Origin of the sequence: Agromyces terreus (assembly GCF_009749465.1) — a bacterium.
GTDB lineage: Bacteria > Actinomycetota > Actinomycetes > Actinomycetales > Microbacteriaceae > Agromyces > Agromyces terreus.
This window is the reverse complement of sequence record NZ_WBIS01000001.1, coordinates 994,830-1,021,780: the sequence shown is the minus strand read 5'-3', so window position 1 is coordinate 1,021,780 and position 26,951 is coordinate 994,830. Positions and strand designations below refer to the sequence as shown.

At 71.2% G+C, this 26,951-nt stretch carries 29 protein-coding genes; 27 read left to right on the top strand and 2 right to left on the bottom strand.

Annotated elements, in window-relative coordinates; translation table 11 throughout:
- Positions 1-52 precede the first annotated feature (52 nt).
- The 27 genes from GQQ92_RS04615 to GQQ92_RS04490 all read left to right on the top strand — a co-directional run bounded on the left by GQQ92_RS04615 (position 53) and on the right by GQQ92_RS04490 (position 25,414).
- Positions 53-1,651: a GMC oxidoreductase gene (locus GQQ92_RS04615; RefSeq protein ID WP_156997999.1), complete on the top strand. Its 1,599-nt coding sequence runs from the start codon at positions 53-55 to the stop codon at positions 1,649-1,651.
- Positions 1,638-2,042: a C-glycoside deglycosidase beta subunit domain-containing protein gene (locus GQQ92_RS16755; protein ID WP_232057485.1), complete on the top strand. Its 405-nt coding sequence runs from the start codon at positions 1,638-1,640 to the stop codon at positions 2,040-2,042. The genes GQQ92_RS04615 and GQQ92_RS16755 overlap by 14 nt, the downstream gene beginning before the upstream one ends.
- Complete coding sequence (locus GQQ92_RS04610; RefSeq protein ID WP_232057484.1) at positions 2,039-2,929, top strand: sugar phosphate isomerase/epimerase family protein; 891 nt, start codon at positions 2,039-2,041, stop codon at positions 2,927-2,929. The genes GQQ92_RS16755 and GQQ92_RS04610 overlap by 4 nt, the downstream gene beginning before the upstream one ends.
- Positions 2,930-2,954: 25 nt before the next feature.
- A complete protein-coding gene (locus tag GQQ92_RS04605) occupies positions 2,955-4,037 on the top strand; it encodes a Gfo/Idh/MocA family protein (protein WP_232057483.1) in 1,083 nt (360 codons plus the stop codon).
- Complete coding sequence (locus GQQ92_RS04600; RefSeq protein ID WP_156997998.1) at positions 4,034-5,083, top strand: sugar phosphate isomerase/epimerase family protein; 1,050 nt, start codon at positions 4,034-4,036, stop codon at positions 5,081-5,083. The genes GQQ92_RS04605 and GQQ92_RS04600 overlap by 4 nt, the downstream gene beginning before the upstream one ends.
- 154 nt (positions 5,084-5,237) lie before the next feature.
- Positions 5,238-6,473, top strand: a complete 1,236-nt coding sequence (locus tag GQQ92_RS04595) for an MFS transporter (protein WP_156997997.1) — start codon at positions 5,238-5,240, stop codon at positions 6,471-6,473.
- 115 nt (positions 6,474-6,588) lie between these two features.
- Positions 6,589-7,608: a VOC family protein gene (locus GQQ92_RS04590; RefSeq protein WP_156997996.1), complete on the top strand. Its 1,020-nt coding sequence runs from the start codon at positions 6,589-6,591 to the stop codon at positions 7,606-7,608.
- Positions 7,609-7,721: 113 nt separating this feature from the next.
- The gene (locus GQQ92_RS04585; protein ID WP_156997995.1) at positions 7,722-8,756 is read left to right on the top strand and encodes a fumarylacetoacetate hydrolase family protein; all 1,035 of its coding nucleotides are present in this window, start codon (positions 7,722-7,724) and stop codon (positions 8,754-8,756) included.
- Positions 8,753-9,748 (top strand): cyclase family protein, encoded by a 996-nt coding sequence (locus tag GQQ92_RS04580; RefSeq protein WP_156997994.1) that lies wholly within the window; start codon positions 8,753-8,755, stop codon positions 9,746-9,748. Before GQQ92_RS04585 ends, GQQ92_RS04580 begins: the two co-directional genes overlap by 4 nt.
- 64 nt (positions 9,749-9,812) lie before the next feature.
- Positions 9,813-10,946 carry an FAD-dependent oxidoreductase gene (locus GQQ92_RS04575; protein ID WP_156997993.1) on the top strand — a complete coding sequence of 378 codons (1,134 nt, stop codon included), beginning with the start codon at positions 9,813-9,815 and terminating at the stop codon, positions 10,944-10,946.
- Positions 10,943-12,007 (top strand): amidohydrolase family protein, encoded by a 1,065-nt coding sequence (locus tag GQQ92_RS04570; protein ID WP_269149149.1) that lies wholly within the window; start codon positions 10,943-10,945, stop codon positions 12,005-12,007. The genes GQQ92_RS04575 and GQQ92_RS04570 overlap by 4 nt, the downstream gene beginning before the upstream one ends.
- On the top strand, positions 12,004-12,999 hold the full coding sequence (locus GQQ92_RS04565) for a fumarylacetoacetate hydrolase family protein (RefSeq protein WP_156997992.1): 996 nt from the start codon (positions 12,004-12,006) through the stop codon (positions 12,997-12,999). The genes GQQ92_RS04570 and GQQ92_RS04565 overlap by 4 nt, the downstream gene beginning before the upstream one ends.
- A 204-nt stretch (positions 13,000-13,203) precedes the next feature.
- On the top strand, positions 13,204-13,956 hold the full coding sequence (locus tag GQQ92_RS04560) for an IclR family transcriptional regulator (RefSeq protein ID WP_156997991.1): 753 nt from the start codon (positions 13,204-13,206) through the stop codon (positions 13,954-13,956).
- Positions 13,957-14,076: 120 nt separating this feature from the next.
- Entirely contained in the window at positions 14,077-15,258 is a 1,182-nt protein-coding gene (locus GQQ92_RS04555) for a 4-hydroxybenzoate 3-monooxygenase (protein WP_156997990.1), read from the top strand.
- 2 nt (positions 15,259-15,260) lie between these two features.
- Positions 15,261-16,058 (top strand): protocatechuate 3,4-dioxygenase subunit beta, encoded by a 798-nt coding sequence (gene pcaH, locus GQQ92_RS04550; protein WP_156997989.1) that lies wholly within the window; start codon positions 15,261-15,263, stop codon positions 16,056-16,058.
- Positions 16,051-16,623: a protocatechuate 3,4-dioxygenase subunit alpha gene (gene pcaG / locus GQQ92_RS04545; protein ID WP_156997988.1), complete on the top strand. Its 573-nt coding sequence runs from the start codon at positions 16,051-16,053 to the stop codon at positions 16,621-16,623. Before pcaH ends, pcaG begins: the two co-directional genes overlap by 8 nt.
- A 13-nt stretch (positions 16,624-16,636) precedes the next feature.
- Entirely contained in the window at positions 16,637-17,818 is a 1,182-nt protein-coding gene (locus GQQ92_RS04540) for a lyase family protein (protein WP_156997987.1), read from the top strand.
- Positions 17,815-19,086: a bifunctional 3-oxoadipate enol-lactonase/4-carboxymuconolactone decarboxylase PcaDC gene (gene pcaDC, locus GQQ92_RS04535; protein ID WP_156997986.1), complete on the top strand. Its 1,272-nt coding sequence runs from the start codon at positions 17,815-17,817 to the stop codon at positions 19,084-19,086. Before GQQ92_RS04540 ends, pcaDC begins: the two co-directional genes overlap by 4 nt.
- The gene (locus GQQ92_RS04530; protein ID WP_156997985.1) at positions 19,079-19,894 is read left to right on the top strand and encodes a CoA transferase subunit A; all 816 of its coding nucleotides are present in this window, start codon (positions 19,079-19,081) and stop codon (positions 19,892-19,894) included. Before pcaDC ends, GQQ92_RS04530 begins: the two co-directional genes overlap by 8 nt.
- Positions 19,894-20,535, top strand: coding sequence for a CoA transferase subunit B (locus GQQ92_RS04525; RefSeq protein ID WP_156997984.1), 642 nt, complete (start codon positions 19,894-19,896; stop codon positions 20,533-20,535). Before GQQ92_RS04530 ends, GQQ92_RS04525 begins: the two co-directional genes overlap by 1 nt.
- On the top strand, positions 20,532-21,761 hold the full coding sequence (locus tag GQQ92_RS04520; RefSeq protein WP_232057482.1) for an acetyl-CoA C-acetyltransferase: 1,230 nt from the start codon (positions 20,532-20,534) through the stop codon (positions 21,759-21,761). The genes GQQ92_RS04525 and GQQ92_RS04520 overlap by 4 nt, the downstream gene beginning before the upstream one ends.
- Positions 21,762-21,796: 35 nt before the next feature.
- Positions 21,797-22,465, top strand: a complete 669-nt coding sequence (locus GQQ92_RS04515) for a hypothetical protein (RefSeq protein ID WP_156997983.1) — start codon at positions 21,797-21,799, stop codon at positions 22,463-22,465.
- Between the two features lie 104 nt (positions 22,466-22,569).
- Entirely contained in the window at positions 22,570-22,869 is a 300-nt protein-coding gene (locus GQQ92_RS04510) for a hypothetical protein (protein ID WP_156997982.1), read from the top strand.
- A gap of 109 nt (positions 22,870-22,978) precedes the next feature.
- On the top strand, positions 22,979-23,461 hold the full coding sequence (locus tag GQQ92_RS04505) for a CinA family protein (RefSeq protein ID WP_156997981.1): 483 nt from the start codon (positions 22,979-22,981) through the stop codon (positions 23,459-23,461).
- A gap of 171 nt (positions 23,462-23,632) precedes the next feature.
- Complete coding sequence (locus GQQ92_RS04500; protein WP_232057481.1) at positions 23,633-24,157, top strand: transglycosylase SLT domain-containing protein; 525 nt, start codon at positions 23,633-23,635, stop codon at positions 24,155-24,157.
- Entirely contained in the window at positions 24,154-25,128 is a 975-nt protein-coding gene (locus GQQ92_RS04495) for a cation diffusion facilitator family transporter (protein ID WP_156997980.1), read from the top strand. Before GQQ92_RS04500 ends, GQQ92_RS04495 begins: the two co-directional genes overlap by 4 nt.
- Before the next feature lie 94 nt (positions 25,129-25,222).
- Entirely contained in the window at positions 25,223-25,414 is a 192-nt protein-coding gene (locus GQQ92_RS04490; RefSeq protein WP_156997979.1) for a hypothetical protein, read from the top strand.
- A gap of 84 nt (positions 25,415-25,498) precedes the next feature.
- Here the strand turns inward: GQQ92_RS04490 and GQQ92_RS04485 are convergent, their stop codons facing one another.
- Both GQQ92_RS04485 and GQQ92_RS04480 read right to left on the bottom strand, forming a co-directional pair.
- Positions 25,499-26,116: a YceI family protein gene (locus GQQ92_RS04485; RefSeq protein ID WP_308206780.1), complete on the bottom strand. Its 618-nt coding sequence runs from the start codon at positions 26,114-26,116 to the stop codon at positions 25,499-25,501.
- 60 nt (positions 26,117-26,176) lie between these two features.
- A complete protein-coding gene (locus GQQ92_RS04480) occupies positions 26,177-26,938 on the bottom strand; it encodes a hypothetical protein (protein ID WP_156997978.1) in 762 nt (253 codons plus the stop codon).
- Positions 26,939-26,951 lie beyond the last annotated feature (13 nt).

Genomic DNA, 26,951 nt, shown 5'->3' with positions numbered 1-26,951 from the left:
AGGTCTCCTCGATCGGTCTCTCCCGATCGATGTGGATTCACTTGGAGGTTCGATGTCCGCACCTGATCCCACCGGCGCCACCGGCCGGCGGTACCCTTCGGCGGTCGACGTCGTGATCGTCGGGAGCGGTCCCGCCGGGGCCGCGTACGCCCGTGTTCTCTCGGAGCGTGCGCCTGAGACGACGATCGCGCTGTTCGAGGTCGGGCCCACCGTGAGCGATCCGCCCGGCAATCACGTGAAGAACATCGTCGATCCGGCCGTGCGCGCCGAGGCTCAGCGACGCTCGGAAGGACCGCGACCGCTTGACGCCTCCACACCGGCCGACACCATGGACGGCTACGCGAACGACGCCGAACGGCTCACCCGCCCGGGAACGTTCCTCCTGAAGGACGGCTGGCGGCAACCGGGCCAGGACGGGCTTCCGGCCGGCGCGATGTCGAGCAACGTCGGCGGCATGGCGGCGCACTGGACGGGCGCCTGCCCGCGCCCGGGTGAGAGCGAGCGCATCGCGTTCCTCGGCGACCTCGACGACCTGCTCGACGACGCGGAGCGACTGCTCGCTGTGAGTTCCACGCTGCTCGCCGATGCGCCGCTCGCCGACCGCGTGCGCGTGAATCTCGGTCGCGCGCTCGACGCCGGCCGCGCCGCCGATCGGCGCGTGCAGCCGATGCCGCTCGCGGTCCGCCGCGACGAGCACGGCTCGCTGCACTGGTCTGGCTCCGACGTCGTCTTCGGCGACGAGAGCCGGGCGAACCCGAACTTCGCGCTCCACGACGAGTCGCTCGTGACCCGAGTGCTGACAGACGACCGCGGCGCAGCTGGCGTCGAGGTGCGCGACCTGCGCACCGGCGAGGTGTTCGAGGTGCGGGCCCGCTTCGTCGTCGTCGCCGCCGACAGTCTGCGCACCCCGCAGGTGCTGCACGCCTCGGGCATCCGTCCGAACGCGCTCGGACGCTACCTGAACGACCAGCCGCAGATCGTCTACGCGGCCCGGCTGCATGACGCACCGAGCGCGCCCGACGCATCCGTGCACGACACGTCCATCACAGCGCAGAGCGGTGTCAGTTGGGTCCCCTTCACCGACGCCGAGTCATTCCACGGACAGGTCATGCAGCTCGACGCCTCGCCGGTGCCGATGGAGGGCGACGCCGTGCCCGGTTCCATCGTGGGGCTGGGATGGTTCTGCGCCAAGGACATCCAGGCATCCGACCGGGTGGCCTTCTCCGACACCGCGATCGACGACTACGGCATGCCTGCCATGCGGATCCACTACACACTGACCGAACGTGATCACGCGACGATCAACCGCGCCAAGCAGGCGATCGTCGCCGCGGCGAACGCCGTCGGCGAGCCGCTCGGCGATGCACCGTTCGAGTTTCCGGCAGGCGCGTCGCTTCACTATCAGGGCTCGGTCCGCATGGGCCAGGTCGACGATGGCACCTCGGTGTGCGGTCCGAACTCCGAGGTCTGGGGCGTGCCCGGACTCTACGTCGCCGGCAACGGTGTCATCCCGACCGCGACGGCCTGCAATCCCACCCTGACCGGAGTCGCGCTGGCGATCGGCGGAGCACGCGATCTCGCAGCCGCTCTGGCACTGCGCGCGATCGAACCCACCCCCAACCAAGCGAGGAACACCGATGCTCGAGCGTGAACTCATCCAGAACCACGGCGTGCACAACGTCACCGTCGACGGGGAGGTGATCGGGTTTCAATTCCTGCTGCGCATGCCCAACTACCGCGGTGTATGGGGCAGCCTCATCGACGGCGTCGATGTCGCCGTCGGCGACCTCTCGTGGACCCGCGAGGTCCCGCGCTGGTCGTTGCAAGGCCGCGACTACTCGATCCAAGAGCTGCGTTCCTCGGTGACCGAGGTCCGCTGGCAGCTCGACGAGCTCGCGACGATCACGGTGCCCCATCCCGGTGGGCTCCCCGCCGGCGTGCACGATCTCGCGGTGGACATCGCGATCCACGCCCCCTACATTCCGGCGGAATTCCAGCCGTCGGTGTTCCACTCCGAGCGGAAGGTCACGATCCTCGCATGAGCAAGCTGAAATACGGCGTCTCCCTGTACAGCTACACCGGAGACATGAACACGGTCCTCACCCTCGAAGACGCCATGGCCGAGATCTCCGATCTGGGCGCCACCGGCATCGAGATCCTCGGCGAGGGGAATATCCCCGGATATCCCGAGCCGACGCCGGCATGGATCGACGAGTGGCGGCGTCTGCTCGACCGCTACCGGCTCGAACCGACCAACTACGGTTCGTGGATCGACTCGCGCATGTGGCGCGATCGCGATCTGACGGCGGCTGAGGGCGCCACGATGCTCGCGCGCGATCTCCGGCTCGCGTACACGCTCGGCTTCACGACCCTGCGCCCCAAGATCGGCGTGGTCTCGATGGACCTCGTGCCGCACCCCATCTGGGAGGAGGTGATCGAGCGCAACCTCGAGCTCGCGAGCGAGCTCGACATCGTCATCTGTCCCGAGATCCACGCCCCGACGCCGATCAAGCACCCTGTGGTCGACGAGTATCTGGAGTTCATCCGCAGGACCGGCAGCGACCACTTCCGGCTGATGATCGACACGGGCATCTTCCAGCGAGCCATCACGACCGCCAAGCACGACGGTCTCAGCGAGGAGGCGCAGGAGGACGGATGGCGCAAGCCGCTCGCCGTGCCGATGTCCGACCTCGTCGCGGTGCTGCCGTATACCGCCTTCATCCAGACGAAGTTCTTCGAGATCGGCGACGACCTCGAAGACGCCCAGATCCCGTGGCGCGAGATCATGGCGACCCTGGTCGAGCAGGAGTGGAGTGGATATCTCTCGAGCGAATTCGAAGGCGATCGGCTGCCGTATCGGAGCATCGAGCAGGTTCGTCGCCAGCACGCGCTGCTCCACCGGATCGAGGGCGAACTCCGTGGCGAGTGAGCTCGCTGCGGCGAGCGGTGGGTGCGTGCGCACTGGCATCGTCGGCGGCGGGTTCATGGCGACCGTGCACAGCCGGGCCGCTCGCGCCGCGGGTTCCGAGATCGTCGCGATCGCCTCGTCGAATCCTGATCGGGCTCGACGGGCTGCAGCCGAGCTCGGCATCGCGCACGCCGCGGACAGCGTCGACGAACTGCTCGCGGATCCCGGCATCGATGTCGTGCACGTGTGCACTCCGAACTCGACGCATGTCGACCTGGCCACGCGCGTCCTGCGGGCCGGCAAGCATGTCGTCTGCGAGAAGCCGTTGGCCACGTCGACGACGGATGCCGCGGAGCTGGTCGAACTGGCCGCGCGTTCCGGTCTCGTGGCTGCCGTGCCGTTCGTGTACCGCTATCACCCGATGGTGCAGGAGTTGCGTGCGCGCGTCGCCGGCGGCGAACTGGGGCGTCTCATCACCGTGCAGGGCGCGTACCTGCAGGACTGGCTGCTCGAGGAGGGCGATGACGACTGGCGTGTCGGTGCGGCGGGCGGCGGCTCGCGGGCATTCGCCGACATCGGTTCGCACCTCGTCGATCTGCTCGAATTCGTCACGGGGGAGCGCATCGCCTCGCTGCACGCGACGACCTCGATCGTGCACCCGGTGCGTGGGGGAGCGGCGGTGACGACCGAGGATGTCGCGGCGGTCGCGGTCCGGTTCGACCGCGGCGCGATCGGCACGCTGCTGGTCTCGCAGACCGCGGCGGGGCACGATAACGATCTGCGCATCGAGGTGATGGGCACCGCGACGGCGATGTCGTTCGTGCAGCAAGAACCAGAGGCGCTCCGCATCGGGCGTCGAGGCTCGGTGACGTTGGCCCGTCGCGGGTTCGCAGGGGCGTCGGGGGCGGCCCAGGAGCTTTCGCTCGTGCCCGGCGGCCATCCGATGGGGTATCAGGACGCGTTCAACGCGTTCGTGCGCGACGTTCACGCCGCCATCGGAGGTGATCTCCGCGAGCGGATGCCGGCGTTCGCCGACGGCGCTCGCATGGTGCGCGTGACCGACGCGGTGCTCGATTCCGCGGCGTCAGCGGCCTGGGTCGGCATTGATGGCGTGGGGGTGAATGCATGAGCCCCGAATCGACGGATGCCCCGGATATCGCGCCGCGCACGTCGACGCATCCGGTCACGCTCTTCACGGGGCAGTGGGCCGATCTCCCGTTCGAGGAGGTGGCTCGGCTGGCCGCTTCGTGGGGGTACGACGGGCTGGAGATCGCGTGCTCGGGCGACCACCTCGACCTGAAGCTCGCCGACGAGGAACCCGGGTACCTCGAGGAACGGCGCGAGATCCTGAAGCGGCACGGGCTCGAGGTGTACGCGATCTCGAACCACCTCGCGGGTCAGGCGGTGTGCGATGCGCCGATCGATTTCCGGCACGAGGCGATCGTGCGCTCGTACGTGTGGGGCGACGGCGACGCCGAGGGCGTCCGGCAGCGGGCGGCCGAGGACATGCGCCGGTCGGCGCGGGTGGCGCGAAAGCTCGGGGTCGACACGGTCGTGGGCTTCACGGGTTCGTCGATCTGGCCGTACGTGGCGATGTTCCCGCCGGTGCCGGCATCCGTCATCGAGGGCGGTTTCGAGGACTTCGCGACCCGGTGGAATCCGATCCTCGACGTGTTCGACGGCGAGGGCGTGCGGTTCGCGCACGAGGTGCACCCCGGCGAGATCGCCTACGACTACTGGAGTTCGGTGCGCGCGCTCGAGGCGATCGGGCACCGAGAGGCGTTCGGCTTCAACTGGGACCCGTCGCACATGATGTGGCAGAACATCGACCCGGTCGGGTTCATCGTCGACTTCCAGGACCGCATCTACCACGTGGACTGCAAGGACACGCGGATGCGTCCGCGGAACGGCCGGGCCGGGGTGATGGGGTCGCACCTGCCGTGGGGCGACCCGCGCAGGGGTTGGGACTTCGTCTCGACGGGGCACGGCGACGTGCCCTGGGAGGACTCGTTCCGCGCGCTCGACGCGATCGGCTACACGGGCCCCATCTCGGTCGAGTGGGAGGACGCCGGCATGGACCGGCTGCACGGCGCGAAGGAGGCGGTCGGATACATCCGCTCGCTCCTCTGGCCGAAGCCGACGGCCTCGTTCGACGCCGCGTTCTCGAACCAGTAGCCCGTCGGGCGGGTATTCATCGCGTCGATGCCGTCCATCACCCATATCCGCTTTCCGGAGGGTCGGGCGGAGTGTTCACTGATCTCGCGCACCCCCCTGCGCGCGCGGCCCGACCCGTGGCCGCGCCCGACGACACTCGATGGAGAGACACGTCATGGGCGACACTTCGATCGCATCCCCTCCGGTCACCGCACGCCGCCGAGCCGGCGTCTGGCAGGCCGTCCTCCTCCTCGCGGGCAGCTGCATGCCCGTGCTGGGCTCGGTGCTCATCACGCCGATCCTGCCGCAGCTCTCGGAGCACTTCGGCGCCACGCCCGGCTCCGAGGTGCTCGTGCCGATGATCGTCGCGATCCCCGCGCTGATGATCGCGCTGTTCGCGCCGTTCGCCGGCCAGATCGTCGACCGGCTCGGGCGCAAGCCGCTGCTCGTCGCGGCGATGATCGCGTACGCGATCGTCGGCACGGCGCCGGCCTGGCTCGAGGCGCTGCCCGCGATCCTCGTCAGCCGCGTGCTGGTGGGCATCTGCGAGGCGGCGATCATGACCGTCTGCACGACGCTCATCGTCGACTACTTCCACGAGGAGCGCCGCCGCAACCGCTACCTCGGCCTGCAGACCGTGGTCACCACGCTCGCGGCCACCGCGTTCATCGTGCTGGGCGGCGCCCTCGGCGTGGGCGGATGGCACACCCCGTTCTGGGTGTACGCGGTCAGCCTCGTGATCGCCGCGTTCATGGTGATCTCGCTGTGGGAGCCGACGCCCGCCGACGCAGGCGAGGCCGAGCCCGCGGCATCCGACCCCGTGAAGGTGAAGGTGCCGTGGGGCCGCATCGCAGTGCCGCTGCTGGTGACCGCGTTCGGCGGGTTCACGTTCTACCTGCTCGTGCTCGAGGTGAGCTACCTCGTGGTCGGCACCGGCGTCGACGCAACCGATACGGCGGCGATCGGCGGCGTCGCGGCGGCGGCCTCACTCGCGACGGCCATCGGCGGGCTCACGTTCGCGGCCATCTCGCGGAGGCTGCGGCACCGGGTGCTCATTCCGCTGGCCTTCGGGATGCAGGCGGTCGGCATGCTCGTGATCTGGGCGGTTCCCGGTATGGCCGGCATCGTGCCCGGCGCGGTCATCGCGTCGTTCGGCTCGGGCCTGCTGCTGCCGTCGCTCGTGACCTGGGTGGTCTCGACCGCGGAGTTCGCCGATCGCGGCCGGGTGACCGGGTGGTGGACGGCCGCGTTCTACCTGGGCCAGTTCCTCACGCCGATCCTCGTCGCGGCGCTGACGGCCGGACTCGGCGGGCTGCCCGCGGTCGTCGGGGTCGTCGGCGTCCTCGCCGCGATCGTCGGCGCCGGCGTCGCGATCGCGCTCCGTCCGCGCGCGGCGGTCGTCGTCGCCTGACCGCGCCGATATCACCCACGTCGATATCGGGGATCGACAGGTTCAGCTTCCCTGATGTTCAACCGTGGGAGATCGTAGATGCGGGCGACGTCGCCCGAACTCGAAAGGATCGAAGATGATCAAGCTCCTCTCCCACCTCTCCTACGTCGCGGTCACGTCGCCCGATGTCGAGGCCTCGGTGAAGTTCTACGAAGAGCAGGTCGGCCTCACCGTCGTCGACCGCGTCGATGGAACCGTCTACCTGCGCTGCTGGGGTGACTACTACGCCTACTCGGTCGTGATCGTGCCGGGCGACGAGCCCTCGCTCGAGACGATGGCCTGGCGCACCTCGAGCGCCGAAGCGCTCGAGGAGGCCGCCAAGCGCGTCGAGGCCGCCGGCATCCAGGGCGAATGGATCGACGCCCACAAGATCGGCCGCGCGTACCGCTTCACCGGCCCGTTCGGCCACACGATGACCCTGCACTGGGACGTCACCCGCCACCGCGACACCGAGGGACCCAACGCCTCGATCTACCCCGACCGCCCGTCGCGTCGGTCGAAGGTCGCCGGCGCCCCGCGCCAGCTCGACCACGTCACCGTCGCCACGAGCGACGTCGACGCGTTCGTCAAGTGGTACGTCGACGTGCTCGGCTTCCGCTTCATGGCGCGCACCGTGCTCGACGAGGCGCCGATCTCGGTGTTCTCGGTGCTCACCACCAACGAGAAGTCGCACGACCTCGGCGTCGTGCTCGACGGCTCGACCCGTGCCGGCCGCGTGAACCACTACGCGTTCTGGGTGGACACCCGCGAAGAGCTGCTCATCGCCGCCGACACCCTCATGGAGAACGGCATCCCGATCGAGTACGGCCCCTCGATCCACGGCATCGGCGAGCAGAACTTCCTCTACTACCGCGAGCCGTCGACCCTGCGCATCGAGCTGAACACCGGCGGCTACCGCAACTACGTGCCCGACTGGGACGCGCAGACGTGGAAGCCCTCGCAGGGCTCGAACAACTTCTACCGCAACGGCGCCATGCCGATGTCGATGACGGAGTCGTTCCCGCCCGCCGACGGCCCCTCGGCGACCGAGGAGGGCGTGCCCGACGAGATCCGCGAGGCGCTGCTCAACCCCTACGCGGTCGAAGGCCGCGGCTGATCGACCCTTCGGCCGGGGGAGCGATCCTCCGGCCGAAGGGCGCTCCCGCACGGCGCGCACCCGCACCACCACCGAACGACCCACTGCACCACCATCTGCACCAGGAGCACTGCATGACGACGACGTCGCTTCCCCCCGAGATCCCCTTCGCGCTCGCGCGCTACCGTGACGGCGACTCCGTGCGCCTCGCGATCGTCGTCGGCGACCGGCTGCGCCCGATCGGGGCGGCCGAGCTCGGGGCATCCGACCTGAACGCCTTCCTCGCCGCACCCGACTGGGAGCGCCTCGGCCTGGTCGCGGCAGACGACGACGGCCAATGGATGCCGCTCGCCGACGTCACCCTCACCGCCCCGGTCGAGCCCCGCCAACTGCTGCAGACCGGCGCCAACTACCGTCAGCATGTGATCGAGCTCGTCGCGGCGGGCCTGACGAACAACACCGACCGCTCGCTCGAGGAGTCGCGCGACCTCGCCGCCAAGATGATGGACGACCGGGCGGCCAACGGCGAGCCGTACTTCTTCATCGGCCTGCCGGCGTGCGTGGTCGGCGACGACGTGCCGCTCGAACTGCCCGCCTACAGCGAGGTGCACGACTGGGAGCTCGAGCTCGCGGTCGTCATCGGCCTGCCGGCATTCCGCGTGTCCCGCGAACAGGCGCTCGAGCACGTCGCCGGCTACACGATCGCGAACGACATCACGACCCGCGACCTCGTGTTCCGCAAGGACATGAAGGAGATCGGCACCGACTGGTACCGCGCGAAGAACGCGCCCGGCTTCAAGCCCACCGGTCCCTTCCTCGTTCCCGCAGCCTTCGTCGACGGCGCCGATGCGCAGGTTCGGCTCGAGCTGAACGGCCAGGTGATGCAGGATGCCTCGACGAGCGACCTGCTCTTCGACATCCCCGCGCTCGTCTCGGCGGCGTCGCAGACCATGCCGCTGCTGCCCGGCGATCTGCTGCTCACGGGCAGCCCGGCCGGCAACGGCCAGCACTGGCGACGGTTCCTGCAGGACGGCGACGTCATGACCGGCTCGATCACGAGCCTCGGCACGCAGGTCGTGCGCTGCGTCGCCGAGCGCGTCGGCAGCGCAGCCGAGACCGATGCGGCATCCGGAGCGGATGCCGCCGCAACCGAGGAGGCCCGGGCATGAGCGCCCCCAGCGAACTGCCTGCCGACCTCGACCGCACCGACCCCGAGGCCGAGATCGCGGCACGTGCCGAGGCCTACCGCAACTGGGGCCGATGGGGCGCCGACGACGCGATCGGCACGCTCAACTTCATCGACGACGCCAAGCGCGCCGCCGCCGCGGCGACCGCGACCACGGGCCGCGTGATCTCGCTCGCGCAGCCGTTCGACATGGACGGGCCGCAGAAGGGGTGGCGCCGACGCACGAATCCGGTGCACACCATGCTCGACACGGGAACCGACGCCGAACGCGGCCAGGGGTTCCCGCACGGGCTCGGCGGCGCCGATGACGTGATCGCGATGCCGTTGCAGTGCTCGACCCAGTGGGACGGCCTCGGTCATATCTTCGACCACGGGTTCGCCTGGAACGGGCGCCGCGCGGGCGACGTCGTCACGAGCGAGGGCGACCTCGTCACGGGCATCGAGCACGCGGCATCCGCGATCGTGTCGCGCGGCGTGCTGCTCGACGTCGGCCGGCACCTGCGGCCCGACACCGGCGAACTCGACGACGGGTACGCGATCACGGTCGACGACCTCGAGGCGACCATCGCCGCACAGGGCGCGACGAGCGCGGTGGAGCGCGGCGACATCCTGCTCGTGCGCACCGGGCAGTACGCCCGCACGCGCCGCGAGGGCTGGGGCGAGTACGCGGGCGGCGCGGCCCCCGGCCTGTCGCTCACGACCGCCGGCTGGCTGCACCGCACCGAGATCGCCGCGATCGCGACCGACACGTGGGGCTTCGAGGTACGCCCGAACGAGTTCGATGCGCCCGCGTTCCAGCCGCTGCACCAGGTCGCGATCCCGAACATCGGCCTCACGATCGGCGAGATGTGGAACCTCGACGAGCTCGCCGACGCCTGCGCCGAGTCGGGCCGGTACTCGTTCCTGCTCTCGGCGCCGCCGCTGCCGATCACGGGCGCGGTCGGCTCGCCGATCAACCCCGTCGCCATCCTCTGACCCGACCGAACCCCCACCCACCCGCAGCAGTCCCCATCCCGCAGAGAACAGTGAGGTTCTTCACATGAGCGCAGTCCAGAAGGTCGCCATCGCCGGAGCCGGCGTCACCGGCCTCGCCGCCGCCATCCAGCTCGCCAAGGCCGGCGTGCACGTCGACGTCTTCGAGGCCAAGCCCGAGCCGAGCACGAACGGATCCGGCATCTCCTTGCAGGGCAACGCCCTGCGCGTGTTCGACGCGCTCGGCGCGTGGAGCGACATCCGCGCCGCAGGATTCCCGTTCGAGGGCCTGAACCTGCGCGCCCCCGGCCCCGGCGCCCCGATCGTCGCCGAACTGCCCGACGTCAAGACCGGCGGGCCCGACTACCCGGCCGCCATGGGGATGCCGCGCGCCGACCTCGCCCGGATCCTCCTCGAGCACGCGCGCGACGCCGGCGCCGACGTGCACTACGGGTCGCGCATCACGGGCCTCCAGCAGTTCGACGACGGCGTCGAGGTGCTCGTCGACGGGCAGTCGGCCGGACGCTACGACCTGCTCATCGGCGCCGACGGACTGCACTCCGCGGTGCGCGACCTCGTCGGCATCGAGGCGAAGCCCGAACCCACCGGCATGGGCATCTGGCGCGCGTTCGTCTCGCGTCCGGCCGAGGTCGTATGCAGCGAGCTCTACTACGGCGGGCCCGTGTACATCGCCGGATACACGCCCACCGGCGACGACACCATGTACGCGATCCTCGTCGAGCGCGCCCAGGACCGCTTCGACGTGAGCGACGACGACGCGCGCCGCATCATGCTCGAGGAGTCCCGCGCCTACGACGGCCCCTGGAACTCGATCCGCGCCGACATCGAAGCCGGCGCGACGGCCAACTACACGTGGTTCACGAAGCACCTCGTCGAGGGGGAGTGGAACCGCGGGCGCGTCGTGGTCATCGGCGACGCCGCGCACTCCTGCCCGCCCACCATCGCGCAGGGCGCAGCCCAGGGCCTCGAGGACGCCCTCGTGCTCACCGAGCTGCTCACCTCGCGCGACGCGGTCGACGACACGCTCTGGAACGAGTTCCACGAGCGCCGCGTTCCCCGCGCGAAGGCGGTCGTCGAGGCATCCGTGCAGCTCGGCCAGTGGCAGATCGACGGCGATCGCGACGCCGACGCCGGCGGGCTCATCTTCGGCATCTCCCAGCAGATGGCGGTGCCGGCGTGAGCGCCGACGCGGACACCGGCGCCGCAACCGCCACGCGCACCGCGCCGGTCACCGACGTGCACGCGCACCTGCTCATGCCGGGCCTGCACGCCGATGTCGAACGCCGTGCGCCCGAGGGCGTGCGCGAGGCCGCCGAGCTCGAGCTGCGCCGCAACGGCGCCGCCAGCCAGGCCGTCTCGGGGCCCATGGTGGGCGCCCGCATCCCGAGGCTCACCGACGTCGACGTGCGTCTCGCCGAGATGGACCGGCAGGGCGTGGACCGCCAGTGGGTGTCGGCCTCGCCGAACCACTTCTACCCGTGGGCCCCCGAGGGGTTGGCCGTCTGGGTCGCGCAGGAGGCGAACCGGCTCATCGCCGAGCACGTCGCCCAGGCGCCCGAACGGCTCATCGGCCTCGGCGTGGTGCCGTTGCAGCACCCCGAGCGCATTCTCGAATGCGTCGACGACGCGATCCTCGGGCGCGGCCTCGCAGGCATCGAGATCTCCTCGTTCGCCGGCGACGTCGAACTCTCCGACCCGCGGCTCGAGCCCATGTGGTCGCGCGTCGCCGAACTCGGCGCGGTCGTGTTCCTGCATCCGTTCGGGTGCAGTTTCGACGAGCGACTCGACCGCTTCTACCTCGCCAACACGGTCGGCCAGCCCGCCGAGAACGCCGTCGCCCTGTCGCACCTGATCTTCTCGGGGGTGCTCGACCGGCATCCGACGCTCAAGCTCGTCGCCGCGCACGGCGGCGGATACCTGCCGACCGCGATCGGTCGCAGCGACCACGCCTGGCGTGTGCGACCCGACGCGCGTGTCTGCGAGCACCTGCCGTCGAGCTACCTCCAGCGCATCTGGTTCGACACGGTCGTGCACGACGGGGGCGCGCTCCGCCGCCTCGTCGAGGTCGCCGGAGCCTCGCAGGTCGTGCTCGGCAGCGACTACCCGTTCGACATGGGCCTCGACGACCCGGTCGCCTTCGTTCGCGCGGCCGCCCTCGGAGCGGATGCCGAGACCGCCGTGCTCTCGGGCAACGCCGACGCGCTGCTCGGCCGACTCGTCGAGCAGGGGGTGCGCTCATGAGGATCGCACGCTGGATCGACGGTGCCGACCTCGTCGACGGCTTCGTGATCGACGACCGCGTCGTGCCCTTCGCCGACGGCGCCCGTGTCGCCGACGTGCTCGCGCAGGGACTCGACGCCGCGCGTGCGCTGTTCGAGCGAGCCGCGGATGCCGCGGGCCGACCGCTCGCCGACGTGCGGCTGGTCGCGCCGCTCGCGCCGGCATCCGTGCGTGACTTCGTCGCGTTCGAGGAGCATGTCGAAGGCGTCTCGGCGAGCATCGACGGCGCGAGCCACGTGCCCGACGAGTGGTACGAGGCGCCCACGTTCTACTTCACCAACCCGCACACGATCCTCGGGCCGGACGAACCCGTCGCGCCGCCCGCGACCGCACGGCTCGACTTCGAACTCGAGCTCGCCGCGATCATCGGCGGCGTCGAGGGATCGGACGGCGCGAACCTCACGCCCGAGCAGGCCGCCCGCCACATCTTCGGCTACACGGTCATGAACGACTGGTCGGCACGCGACCTCCAGGGCCGCGAGATGCAGGTGCGCCTCGGGCCGGCCAAGGGCAAGGACTTCGGCACGAGCCTCGGCCCGTGGATCGTCACGGCCGACGAGCTCGACCGGTTTCTGGACGACGACGGCTTCCTCGCCGTGCACGCCGAGGTGCGCGTCAACGACGAACTGATCGGCGAAGACCTCGTCTCGAACATGGGGTGGCCGTTCCCCGAACTCGTCGCGTACGCCTCCCGCGACTCGCGGGTCGTCGCGGGCGACGTGCTCGGCTCCGGCACGGTCGGCAACGGCGGATGCCTCGCCGAGCTGTGGGGGCGCGCAGGGGAACTCGCGCCGTCGCCGCTCGCCGAGGGCGACGTGGTGTCGATGACCGTCGAGGGCGTCGGCACCCTCACGGCAGCCGTCGGACCGATGCCGTCCAGTCCTGCGATCCCGCCTGCTCGGGAGCGGACGCGCGCACGACGGCGGGTTCCGCTCGATGAGACGGCGGCGTGACCGGCGGCCGCCGCGCACGGAGGTCCCGCGGGCCGCTCGAACCGCACTTGGTAGGCTCGGAGCCCATCCGGCCCCACTCCCATCTCTTCCGAAAGCACGAAGCCGTGTCCGATCGTCCCCGCGCACGACGTGCCGCCGCCGTGCAACGGACCGCGCTCGTCGGAGCGGGCGACCCGCGCGACCCGCGCGGCCCGGGCGGCGGGCATGCCCAGGGGTGACGACGACCGCCGGGTCGCCGAGAAGCTGTTCGCGATCGCCGATGCGTTCGAGCGCGGCGACGAGCTGACGCTGAGCGAGATCGCCGAGCGCGCCCGCCTGCCGTTGTCCACGGCCCACCGTCTGCTCGGGGAGTGGGTCGAATGGGGCGGCATCACCCGTTCGTCCGACGGGCGGTATCGGGTCGGCATCAAGCTCTGGCGGCTGGCCGTTCGCCAACCGTCATCGCGACGGCTCCGCATCGCCGCCAAACCGTACCTCGAGGACCTCTTCGAATCGACGGGAGAGCACGTGCACCTCGCCGTTCGCGAGGGGCTCGGCGCCGTCTACCTCGAGCGGATGTCGGGAGTGAACGCCGTGCCGTCGATCACCGACATCGGCTCACGCCTGCCGTTGCACGCGACCGGGGTCGGTCAGGCGCTGCTCGCGTTCGCTCCGCCCGGCGTCTTCGAAGACGTCATCGCCGCGGCCCCGCGCCGGTTCCTCCCCGGAACGATCGTGGATGAGACGGCACTGCGCGAGCGAATGGTCCGCATCCGCGCGTCGGGCGTCGCCATGTCGGTCGAGGCGTTGACCAAGGGCGCGTTCTCGGTCGCGGCCCCGGTGCGCGACGCCACGGGCGACGTCGTCGCCGCGGTCTCGATCATCGCGCACGTCGAACGACGCGATGAGCCGCAGTTCGCGCTCGGCGTGCGCATCGCCGGCCGGGGCATCTCCGCGGCGCTCGGCTACCGGCCGTAAGCCGTCGGCGCTCATCGGCGAACGTCGAGCCGCTTCCATCCCATGGAATCCGGGATGCGCGGCGAACGCGCCGCAGCGCACGATGGTGCCACCCTTCCATCCACTCGATAGGACGCGACGTTGCGAACCCAGGCGGTCATCATCGGAGCCGGTCCCGCCGGTCTCCTGCTCGGGCACATCCTGCACCGTGCCGGCATCGGATTCACGATCCTCGAGGCCCGCTCGCGTGAGTACGTGCTCGGTCGCATCCGTGCGGGGGTGCTGGAACAGAGCTCGGTCGACGTGCTCGCCGAGCTCGGCCTCGACGCCGATCTGCGGGAGCACGGGCTGACCCACCACGGCATCCACCTCCAGTTCGAGGGCGCGCGGCATCACCTCGACTTCGTCGAGCTCGTCGGGCGCACCGTCTCGATCTACGGGCAGCAGGCGCTGGTGCGCCACCTGCTCGCCGAGCACGAGCGGCTCGGCAGCGACATCCGCTTCGAGGTCTCCGACGTCACGCCGACCGGACTCGAGGGATCCGACCCCACGGTGAGCTTCACGGATGGCGGGGCGACGACCACGATCGCGGGCGACGTGGTGGTGGGCGCCGACGGGTTCCATGGGGTCTGCCGCCCGGCGATTCCCGGCATCCGCGCCTTCGAGCGCTCGTTCCCGTTCGGGTGGCTCGGCATCCTCGCCGACGTGCCGCCGTCGACCGATGACCTCATCTACGCGCTGCACCCCGACGGGTTCGCGATGCACTCGATGCGCTCGCCCGAGGTGTCGCGGCTCTACGTACAGGTTCGCCACGACGAGTCGATCGACGACTGGTCGGACGCCCGCATCTGGGACGCGCTCCAGACCAGGCTCGGGGTCGACGGGTGGACCCTCCAGGAGGGCGAGGTGCTCGAGAAGTCGATCACCCCGATGCGCTCCTTCGTCGCCTCGACGATGTCGCACGGACGGCTCTTCCTCGTCGGCGACGCGGGGCACATCGTGCCGCCGACCGGGGCGAAGGGGCTGAACTCGGCCATCGCCGACGTCGTGCTGTTGGGCCGTGCGATCATCGCCGGCCTCCAGCACGGCGACGAGTCCGGTCTCAGCGGGTACAGCGCCGCAGCGCTGGCCCGCCAGTGGAAGGTGCAGCAGTTCTCCGAGTGGATGACCGACCTCCTGCACGTGCACGATGCACCGGATGCCTCGGCTCGCGAGTTCGCCTACCGCAGCCAGGTCGGCCGCCTCGAGTACGTCACCGGATCGCGCGCCGCGCGTCAGAGCCTCGCCGAGCAGTACGCCGGCCTTCCCTTCACGACGGAGTGACCATGCTGAGAACACCTTCCCGACCAGACCTGTCGCAGGGCACGATCAGCGACGAGATCGCCGACCGCCATGCGCTCGAACGCGATGCCGCGGCATCCGCCGGCCGTGCACTCGCCGCACACCCGCGCCGCGACTTCGCGCCGTATCGATCGACGCTGCTGCGGCATCCGACGCATGAGCTCGTGCGCGCCGACCCCGAGGAGATCGAACTCGTCTCCCCGGCCTTCGGGCACACGGACGTCTCGCCGGAGGAGGCCGACCTCACCGTCCAGCACAGCGGCGAGCCGCTCGGCGAGCGCATCATCATCACGGGCCGCGTGCTCGACGGCGACGGCCGGCCGGTGCGCAATCAGCTCGTGGAGATCTGGCAGGCGAACGCGTCCGGCCGCTACGTGCACAAGCGCGACCAGCACCCGGCGCCCCTCGACCCGAACTTCACGGGCGTCGGCCGCATCATCACCGGCGACGACGGCTCGTACCGGCTGACCACGATCAAGCCGGGCGCCTACCCGTGGAAGAACCATCGCAACGCCTGGCGCCCCGCGCACATCCACTTCTCGTTCTTCGGATCGGCGTTCACGCAGCGACTGATCACGCAGATGTACTTCCCGGGCGACCCGCTCTTCGCGCTCGACCCGATCTACCAGTCCATCGTCGATCCGGCGGCACGCGAACGACTCGTCGCCGCCTACGACCATGACGTGAGCGAGCCCGAGTGGGCGATCGGCTACCGATGGGACGTCGTGCTCACCGGCCCGAGATCGACCTGGATGGAACCGGAGGACGCCGACCATGCGTGAGCAGCGACCCCTCGGCCCGACGCCGTCGCAGACGGTCGGCCCGTTCTTCGGGTACGCCCTGCCCTATGACGGCGGATCCGACGTGCGTGCGCCGTGGCAGCCCGACGCGATCCGTCTGCACGGCACGGTGTACGACGGGGCCGGCGACCCGGTGCCCGACGCGATCATCGAGATCTGGGGCGCGGATGCCGCGGGCCGGGCGTCTGCCGAACGCGGCGCGTTCGAGCGCGATCAGCACGGCTTCGCCGGCTTCGGCCGCGCCGCGGTCGACCGCGACGGCCGATTCTCGTTCACGACGATCAAGCCCGGAGCGATGCGCGTCGGATCGGCGCCCTACCTGCTCGTGGCGATCTTCGCGCGCGGCGTGCTGCAGCATCTCTTCACACGGGCCTACTTCGGCGACGAAGGCGCGGCGAACGACGCGGACCCGCTCCTCGATCGCATCGATCCCGCCCGTCGCGGAACGCTCATGGCCGAGCCCGACGGGCCGGCGTCGTACCGCTTCGACATCCGTCTGCAGGGCGAGGGCGAGACCGTGTTCCTCGACTTCGGAACCGAACAGTGATGGAGTCGTGTCGATGACGGACTGGGGACTGCTCGATCCTGGAGCAACGGAAACGGCGGGCACCGACGACGACGCCGTGCTCGAAGCAATGGTCGACGTCGAACGTGCATTGCTCCGCGTCTGGGGGAGCGAGCTCGACGAGTTCCTCGACGGCCAGGCCGACGCCCTCGACGACGCGGCGCTCGATCGTGCGGCGCTCGCCGCGGGCGTGTCGCGCGACGCCGTGCCGGTGGTCGCGCTCGTGCCGGCGCTGCGCGCGCAGCTCGAGGCCGCGGGGCTCCCTGCCGATCGGCTGCATCTGGGCGCGACCAGTCAGGACGTGCTCGACACGGCCCTCATGCTCGTCGCCCGAGATGCGCTGCGAGCGACCCGCGCATCACTGATCGCGGCCGGCGCGCGCCTCGCCTCGCTCGCCGACGCCGAGCGGCAGAGCCCGCGCATCGGCCGCACGATCGCCCGCCACGGTGAGGCGAGCACCCTCGGCGTGCTCGCCGCGGGCTGGCTCGACGGCGTCTCCTCGGCGATCGAGTCCGTCGACGCCCTCTCCTTCCCCGTGCAGTTCGGCGGCGCGGTCGGCACCGGAACGGCGGCGGATGTCGCAGCCGGCCGCCCCGGCGCGGCCGACGACGTGCGTGCGGGGCTCGCCGTGCGCCTCGGGCTCACCGATCCCGGTCGTTCGTGGCACGTCGAGCGCACGCCGGTGCTCGCCGTCGCCTCGGCCGCGGCGTCGGTCGTGGCGGTGCTCGGCCGTCTCGCCGGCGACGTGACCCTACTCTCCCGCGAGGAACTCGGCGAGGTCCGCCTCGCGGGCGGCGGCGGCTCGTCGGCGATGCCGCACAAGCGCAACCCCGTCGACGCGGTCGCGATCACCGCGGCGGCCGTCGAATCGCCCGCGCTGCTGCAGGTCGTCGCATCCGCCGCGATCGCGGGCGACGAGCGCTCGGCCGGCCGGTGGCACGCCGAGTGGGCGTCGCAGCGGCGACTCCTGCGCCTGGCCCGTTCCGCGTCCGCCGCGGCCGCCCGACTCGCCGACGGCCTCGAGTTCGATCGCGACCGGGCGGCGCAGATCCTCGCCTCGGCCGACGCCGCGAACGCTCCGAGCCACCGCGACCTGCTCGTCGCGACATCCGATCGCATCATCGACCGGGCCGTCGCCCGATTCACCGCCGTCTCCGAAGGGGGCACCCGCCCATGACCGTTCCTCGCCTGCGCGGATCCTTCGCCCCGGGCACCGCATCGGCCGCAGCCCAGCCGCTGCTCGTGCTCCTGCCCTCCCTCGGCACCACGTCGGCGCTGTGGGACGGCGTCGTCGGCGAGCTGCGCACCGACCCGCGAACGTCGGGCCTGCGCATCCTGCGCATCGACCTGCCCGGGCACGGCGCCAGCCCCGCGGCGTCCGAGCCGTTCACGATCGCCGACCTCGCCGACGCGGTGCTCGCGGTCGTCGATGAGGCGGGCGGCGGCGCGTTCCACATCGCGGGCGTCTCGCTCGGCGGCACCGTCGCGCTCGAGCTCGCCGCCGCACACCCCGACCGCGTGCGCAGCCTCGTCATGAGCTGCAGCGGCTCGCGCATCGGCACGGCCGAGAGCTGGGCCGAACGCGCCGCCGCGGTGCGGGCGAGCGGAACCGCCTCGCTCGTCACCGGCAGTGCGTTGCGCTGGTTCGCGCCCGGATTCCTCGAGCGCGACGCCGGCGGGCCCGGTGCCCGCAGCCTCGGCACCCTCGTCGACATCGACGACGAGTCGTACGCACGCTGCACCGAGGCCCTCGGCGGCTTCGACCGCACGGCGTCGCTGGGCGCGCTCACCGTGCCGACGCTGGCGATCAGCGGCGAGCACGACGCGGTCACGACGCCCGCCGCTATGCAGGATCTCGCCGACGACGTGCCGGGCGGCCGCCACGTCTCGCTCGACGGCGCCGCGCACCTCGCCGTGCTCGAAGAGCCCGCCGCCGCAGCCGAGCTCATCGCCGAGCACCTCGACGGTGCCGAGCTGCGGGCCGCGGCATCCGTCGTGCACGGCCGCGGCATGGCCGTTCGCCGCAGCGTGCTCGGCGACGCCCACGTCGACCGCGCGAACGCGGGCATCACGGCCGAGACCGCCGCGTTCCAGGACTTCATCACCCGCTACGCGTGGGCCGAGATCTGGGACCGCCCCCAGCTCACCCGGCAGGAGCGGTCGATCGCCACCCTCGCGAGCCTCGTCACCGGCGGCCACGAGGGGGAGCTGCGCATGCACGTGCGCGCCGCCCTCGGCAACGGCCTGAGCCGCGAGCGCATCGCCGAGGTGCTCCTGCACACCTCGCTCTACGCGGGGCTGCCCGCGGCCAACGCCGCCCTCGCTGCGATGCGCGACGAGTTCGCGTCGCTCGACGGGGTCGACGGGGCCGACGCCGACGCCGACGCCGAGACCCGCCCCGCACCGCACGACCCGCACCGAGAGGACCGCACGAATCATGGATAAGACCGTCAGCAGCGCCGCCGAGGCGGTCGCGGACATCTTCGACGGGGCGTCGCTCGCGGTGGGCGGGTTCGGCCTGTCGGGCGTGCCGATCTGGACGATCCGCGCGCTCACCGAGCAGGGCGCGACCGATCTCGAGGTGGTGTCGAACAACTGCGGCGTCGACGGATGGGGCCTCGCCGAGCTGCTCGAACGCGGCCGCATCCGCCGCGTCATCGCGAGCTACATCGGCGAGAACCGGGAGTTCGGCCGCCAGTACCTCGGCGGGGAGATCGAGGTCGAGCTCACCCCGCAGGGCACGCTCGCCGAACGGCTGCGCGCGGGCGGAGTCGGCATTCCGGCGTTCTTCACGGCCGCGGGTGCCGGCACGGTGGTCTCCGACGGCGGGATGCCGTTGCGGTACGCGCCCGACGGGTCGGTGGCGTTGGCGAGCGAGCCGAAGGAGTTGCGCCCGTTCGGCACGTTCGGGAAGAACCGCGAGTACGTGCTCGAGCATGCGATCCGCACGGACTTCGGGTTGGTGCGCGCCGCCGTCGGGGACCGGCACGGCAACCTGCGGTTCGAGAAGTCGACCCGCAACTTCAACCCGCTCGCGGGCATGGCGGGCAAGGTTACGATCGCCGAGGTCGACGAGCTCGTCGAGCCGGGCGTGCTCGGCCCCGATGACATCCACCTGCCGGGCATCTACGTCGACCGGGTCGTGGTGCTCAGCCGGGAGCAGTCGGCGGATCTGCCGATCGAGAAGACGACGGTGAGGGCCCGGCCCGCGGCATCCGCCACCGGTCGTAATGAGAACGAGGGGGCCCGCTGATGCCGCTCACGCGTGACGAGATGGCGGCCCGCGCCGCCCGTGAGCTCGAGGACGGCTCGTACGTGAACCTCGGCATCGGCCTGCCGACGTTGATCCCGAACTTCCTGCCCGACGACGTCGAGGTCGTGCTGCACTCCGAGAACGGCATCCTCGGCGTCGGCCCGTACCCGTGGGAGGGCGAGGCCGACCCGAAGCTCATCAACGCCGGCAAGGAGACCGTGACCGTGCTGCCCGGGGCGGCGTACTTCGACTCGGCGGCGAGTTTCGGGATGATCCGCGGGGGCCGCATCACGACCGCGGTGCTCGGCGCCATGCAGGTCAGCGCCGGCGGCGACATCGCGAACTGGGCGGTGCCGGGCAAGATGGTCAAGGGCATGGGCGGGGCGATGGACCTCGTGAACGGTGCCGAACGCGTGATCGTGGTCATGGAGCACGTCGCGAAAGACGGGTCGGCGAAGATCGTGCCGCAGTGCACCCTCCCGCTGACCGGGCGGGCGTGCATCGACCGCATCATCACCGACCTGGCCGTGTTCGACGTCACCGACGACGGACTCGTGCTCATCGAACTCGCACCCGACGTCAGCATCGACCAGGTCACGGATGCCACGGGCGCGCCGTTCACCCTCGGGCCCGACCTGTGACCGCACGACCTGCGACGGCACTGCGCGAGGTCGTGATCTGCTCGCCCTTGCGCACGCCCGTCGGGCGCATGGGCGGCGCGCTCGCGAGCGTCTCGGCGCTGACGCTCGCCGAGACCGTGCTCGGCGCCCTGCTCGAGCGCACCGGCCTCGACCCGGCCGCCGTCGACGGCGTGATCGCCGCGCAGGGGTACCCGACCATGGAGGCGCCCGCCTTCGGACGCGTAGCCGCCCTGAACGCCGGATTCCCCGTGACGACGACCGGCTACCAGCTCGACCGGCGCTGCGGATCGGGCCTCCAGGCCGTGATGAACGCCGCGATGGAGGTGCAGACCGGCGTCGCCGACGTGGTCGTCGCCCTCGGCGCGGAGTCGATGTCGAACGCGCCGCTCTACAGCGTCGAGGGCCGCCGCGGCTTCGCGGGTGCCGGCCTCATGCTGCACGACGCCCTCTCGCGCGGACGGGAGACCGTCGGCGGGCGCCGCTTCCCGACGCCGGAGGGCAACGTCGGCTCGGCCGAACTGCTGCGCGCCGAGTACGGCATCTCGCGCGACGCGCAGGACGCCCTCGCGCTGCGCTCCCACGAACGGGCGGTGGCCGCGCAGCAGGCCGGCGCGTTCGACGCGGAACTCGTGCCGGTCGAGGTGCCCGGCCGCCGCGGCTCGGTGACCGTCGACCGTGACGAGCATCCCCGCGCGGACTCCACGCTCGACGCCCTCGGCGCCCTGCGCCCCATCCTCGGTCGCGGCGACCCCGACGCGACCGTCACCGCGGGAAACGCGAGCGGACAGAACGATGCCGCAGCCGCGTGCATCGTCACCACGCCCGAGCGTGCCGCTGAACTGGGACTGCGTCCGGCGCTGCGCCTGATCTCCTGGGCCGTCGCCGGCAACGACCCGCTGCGCTTCGGCGTCGCCCCCGTCCCCGCTGCGAACCTCGCCCTCGCTCGCGCCGGCATCCGATTCGACGATCTCGACGTGATCGAGTTGAACGAGGCGTTTGCCGTGCAGGTGCTCGCGTGCCTCGCCGACTGGGGGCTCGACGCCGAAGACGCGCGCCTCAACCCGCGGGGGAGCGGCATCTCGATCGGGCACCCGATCGGCGCGACCGGCATCCGCATGCTCGCGACCCTCGCCCACGAACTGCCCGACCTCGACGGCACCCTCGCCCTCGAGACCATGTGCATCGGCGGCGGCCAGGCGCTCGCGGCCGTGTTCGAGCGGGCATAGGCTCGGTGCAGCCTGCCCGCCGACCGTCTGGACCCATGACCGCCTCCTCCGCACCGCACCGCCGTCGGCCGGTCTTCACGATCGTGGCCGCCGCAGCGGCCGCCGCCGCGACCGCCGTCCTGCTCTCGGGGTGCTTCTTCATCCCGCTCGCCGACAATCGGTCACCGTTCGACGACCCGTTCGGCCCCAGCTTCGATGACGTGCGCTCCCACCATGCCGAATTGCAGGCGGCGCTCGATGAAGCCGTGCCCGCTGAGTGGAAGACCACGGTCTCGACCGCGAGCGACAACTGCGAGGGCGCCTGCAATCTGCGCCTCGGCGTCTCCATCGACCCGACGGCCGCGCTCGGCCAGGAGGTGTTCGACGCCGGCGATGCCGCAGCGCAGGCGGAATGGGAGGAGGGCGAGCGGATCCGGGTGCCGCTCCCGGCCGACGTGCTCGCGACGATCGTGCGCACGGCCGCGCCGATCGCCGCCGACGCGCACCTCTCGTTCGATCTCGAGCCCGGTTGGAGCGAGGAACCGGTGCCGAACCCCGCCGGGGTCGAACTCTTCGCGGTGACGGACATGGCCGCGGCCGTCGCCGAGGTCACCGGCCTCACCGAGGACTACAGCGGCGACGACCAGTTCCGTCTGGCGAACGGCACGCTCTCGGTGGCGACCTCGTCCGGGTCGGCCGACGCGGTGCTCGCACGCCTGCCCTGAGGCGCGAGTGCCTCGACTGCCCGACGAACGGGCGAGTCCCGCGATCGACCGCCCCCGAGGCTCGGTGTGGCGAGCCTGCTCCGTCGGGGGTATCATTCGAACACATGTTCGAATGGAGGGTCGCGATGTACGTCGCAGCCGATGACGAGCCGGTCGCCGTGTGGCTCGACGCAGCCGGAGCGCCGACCAGGCTCGTGTACCGCGGCATCCGATACCGCGTGATCGACACGCCCACGAAGCTCGGCGTCGAGCCCGAGTGGCCCAGCGGCATCTCGCACCCGCCGGCCGAGGTGACGCTCGCACCGGGCTGGCGCGCAACGGGGCGTGCCGAGAACCACGACCTCCTCGTGTTCGACCTGCGCCTCGCGCCCAACGGCTGGGTCGCCGAGCACGTGTTCGCGTAGCGCCGCCCAGCGCGAAGCCGTCGCCGCGCGTCGGTCGACTCCGGCTCCGACCTGGCGGCAGAATGACCTCGCAGCCATGCAAGATGAGAGGAACCGAACGGGGGAACCCATGCCTCGAGACGACCGAACGATCGAAGCGCGCGCAGCGGCGTGTGCGCGGGCGGCGGTCGTCGCCGGCATGCGCGTCGTCGTCGCGGAGTCGCTCACAAGCGGGGCCATCGCCGGGGCGCTCGGCCGTGCCGCCGACGCGAGCGAGTGGTTCGCCGGCGGCATCGTCGCCTACCGTCCCGAGACGAAGCAGCGCGTGCTCGGCGTCCAACCCGGCCCCGTCGTCACGGCGGCCGCCGCGCGTCAGATGGCCCTCGGCGCGCTCTCGCTCACCGGGGCGCAGGCCGTGGCGGCCGTCACGGGGGCCGGCGGACCTGGGCCCGAAGAGGGTCGGCCGGCCGGCACCGTCTTCCTGGCCTCCGGCACCGATCGGCGGGGCATCGAGGTCGTCGAGCTGCACCTGCCCGGCGACCCCGCCGAGGTGGTCGCCGCGACCGTCGTCGCCGCGCTCGAAGCGCTCGAACGAGCACTCCGAGGAGGGTGACGGATGCCGCGACGCGGCGTCATCCGTCGCATGCCGTCGCTCGAGACGCCGCGCGTCCCGGTTGTCAAGGTCTGGCGCACCGCCGACGCCCGGGCCGATGCTGGGCGCGAGACGGTGCGAATCCTCCGTCGGCGGGGGAGCGAGCATGAACCGACAGACGGGCGGGCACCGGTGAGACGCACTGCGCAACGGCACCCGTCGGGTCGATCCCCGGCCGGTCGGCACACGCGACCTCTCGCGCCCACCGCGCTCGTCATCGGCTGCATCCTCGCCCTCACGGGGTGCGGAATCTCGATTCCGACCGACCCCGACGGCACGCTGCAGCGCGTCGTGCGCACCGGCGAGCTCCGCGCCGGCGCCTCGCCGGCGGGCACGGCGCTCGTCGTCGACGGCGACCGGGTCAGCGGCGCGCTGGCCGATCTGGTCGAGGAGTTCGCGGCGGAGCAGGGCGCCCGCGTCATCTGGACCGTCGGCAGCGAGGAGGCCCTCGTCGAAGACCTGGAGCAGGGCGACCTCGATCTCGCGGTCGGCGAGATGACCGACCAGACCCCGTGGTCCGATCGGGCCTCCGTCACGAGGCCGTACACCGATCTGCCGGGGCTCGAAGGTCGCAAGACCGTGCTCCTCCTGCCGCTCGGCGAGAACGCGTTCCAGTCCGCCCTCGAGACCTACCTCGACGAGGAGGTCGGCCCGTGAAGTCGCTCGGACGCACCGACCTCCCGACCGAGCAGCAGCGGGCGCTTCGCAGCGCGATCCGTTGGGAGTGGTTCACCATCGGCTACACGGCCGTGACCATCGCCCTGATCGCGTTCGTCCTCGGCGGGTCGCAGGCCATGAAGACCGCGTGGATCGAGGACATGCTCTCCCTCATCCCGCAGATCTCCTTCCTCGTCGCGCTCCTGTTCATCCGGCGTCCGCCGACGCGGGCCTTCCCGTTCGGGCTGCATCGCACGATGGGCGTCGGACACCTCGTCGCCGGCGTCGCCCTGCTCACGGTCGGCGGCACGCTCGCCGTCGAATCGGTCATGGGGCTGATCTCCGCCGAGCATCCGGCGATCGGCACGGTGCAGCTGTTCGGCCGCACGGTCTGGCTGGGCTGGCTCATGATCGCCGTCATGTCGATCATCGTCATCGGACCCTTCATCTACGGGCGGGCGAAGGCGAGACTCGCGCCGGTCCTGCACAACAAGGTGCTCTACGCCGACGCCGACATGTCGAAGGCCGACTGGACCACGACGGTGGCCTCCATCGTCGGCGTGCTCGGCATCGGCATCGGCTGGTGGTGGCTCGACGGCGCAGCGGCCCTCTTCATCTCCGTCGGCATCGTCTGGGACGGCTACCGCAACGCGCGGGCGGCCGTGCTCGACCTCATCGATCAGCGGGCGCGTCGGTACGACGATGCCGCGCCGCATCCGCTCATCGGTCGCATCGTCGCGGAACTGGACCACGAGCCGTGGGTCGACCGGTCGGCGGTGCGCATGCGCGACATGGGCCAGGTGTTCCACGTCGAGGCCTTCGTGGTGCCGACCGGGCGCCGCGTCGCCGTCGAAGACCTCGACCGTGCGCGCCGCACCGTCTCAGAGCTGGACTGGAAGATGCAGGATGTCTCGATCGTCGTCGTCTCCTCGTTGCCGGAGGAGGCGACCGGGCACCGCGGCCGGGCCTGAGCACGGTCGCCGCGTAGAATCGGACCTCCGACCACGGCGACGGTCCCGCGTCGCGACCGTCGACCTGCCTGAACGAATTCGAGGAGCCTGCACCATGAGCAGAACCGTATGGACCGTGCTCGGCGTCATCGCCGCCGTCGTCATCGCGTGGGTGCTCGTCGACGTCGTCTTCAGCGTGGTGTGGTTCCTCGTCAAGGCGGTCATCGTGCTGATCGTCGCCGCCGTCGTGTTCTTCGTCCTGCGGGCGCTGGTGCGTCCGTCGGATCGCGACTCGGTCGGGCGCTGACGGCTCACGTTCGTCTCGAGGGCGGCGACGATCGCGCCGAGGTCGACCTCCGTGCACGCGACGGACTCGTCGCGTGCAGCGGGCTCAGGCCGTCGGTTGCGCGTCTGCCTCGCGTTTGACGGCCGACAGCTCGAACTCGAGCGTGATCTTCTCGGACACCAGCACGCCGCCGGTGTCGAGCGGCACGTTCCACTCGAGGCCGAACTCACGGCGATCGATGCGACGTGTTCCCTGGAACCCGGCACGGAGCGCACCGGTCGCGTCGGTGTGCGCGCCGACGAATTCGATCGGGATGGTGATGGCCTTCGTCACGTCCCGGATCGTCAGGTCGCCGGACACGACGAGAGCGTTGTCGCCGATCTCCTCGATGCGGGAACTGCGGAAGACGATCTCGGGCCACTCCTCGACATTGAAGAAGTCGCCGCTCCGCAGGTGTTCGTCGCGCTGCGCATTGCGAGTGTCGACGCTGTCGACGCGGCAGACGATTTCGGCGAACGAGGCGTCGGGGTCATCGAGGTCGGCGTGCAGCGTGCCGGTCACGTCGGTGAACGCGCCGCGAACCGTTGCCACCATCGCGTGCTTCGCCGAGAAGCCGATGCGCGAATGATCGGGATCGATGTCCCAGTCACCGCTCAGATCCGGAGTCGGGTTTGTCATGGTCTCCCCAGGGTCGTTGACGAACCCGTCCAGTCTCTCATCCATCCGATGCCCTTCGACGCATCCGTGTTCTGCCTCCGCCGACCGGCCGCGGACCCGGTGCCCTCAGGATGCGGCCGAGGCGGCGACGGCGATCGCATCGACGGCGGCGCCGCCCCGGAGTTGCCGCATGCGGTCGACGACCGCGTCGACGACCGCCGGCGTCAGCGCCCGGCAGACGATGCTGTTCGCGCCGAGCGACTCGAGGCCGCCGGCCCGGATGCGGATCACCTCCCAGCCGACCTCGGCCAGTGCTTCGTCCTTCTCGAGGTCGGATGCCTCCTTGAGCCCGAGGTGCGCGCGCCGTGAGCGGCCCGGGTCGTCGTACTCGATCGCGATGCGCAGCTGCGGAACGAGGATGTCGGGCCACACCTCGCTGCGCCCGAAGAAGGTGCGGGCGATGTGCACCGCGTTCACGCGATGGTGCAGGCGGATGCGTTCGCCGAGCATCGCCCGGAGTCGCTGCTCGGTCATCGAGGTGCGGGTGCGGAGCCCCGGTTTCATGAAGGCGAGGCCGGCTTCGCGGAGGGCCGCGGGTGCGGCCGCATTCGCGCGGCACTTGGCGCACCCGGTGCCGGTGAGCATCTCGCTCACCTTCGCGGCGAACCGGTCGTGTCCGCGGGGGCAGAGCCACTGGTACTCGGCGCCGAGGCGGGTCTCGGCGGCGAGCGCGGCGCGCTGCGGGGGAGCGACCTTGCGCAGCAGTTCGCCGCGCGAACGGTGCGTCTCGGCGATGAGCATGCAGAGGGGGCAGGGTCGCCGCAGGGCGAGCGCGGTGGGATCGGCGGGGTCGGCGCCGTGTCCGCAGTGGAATCTCACGGCGACCACGGGTGCTCCTGCT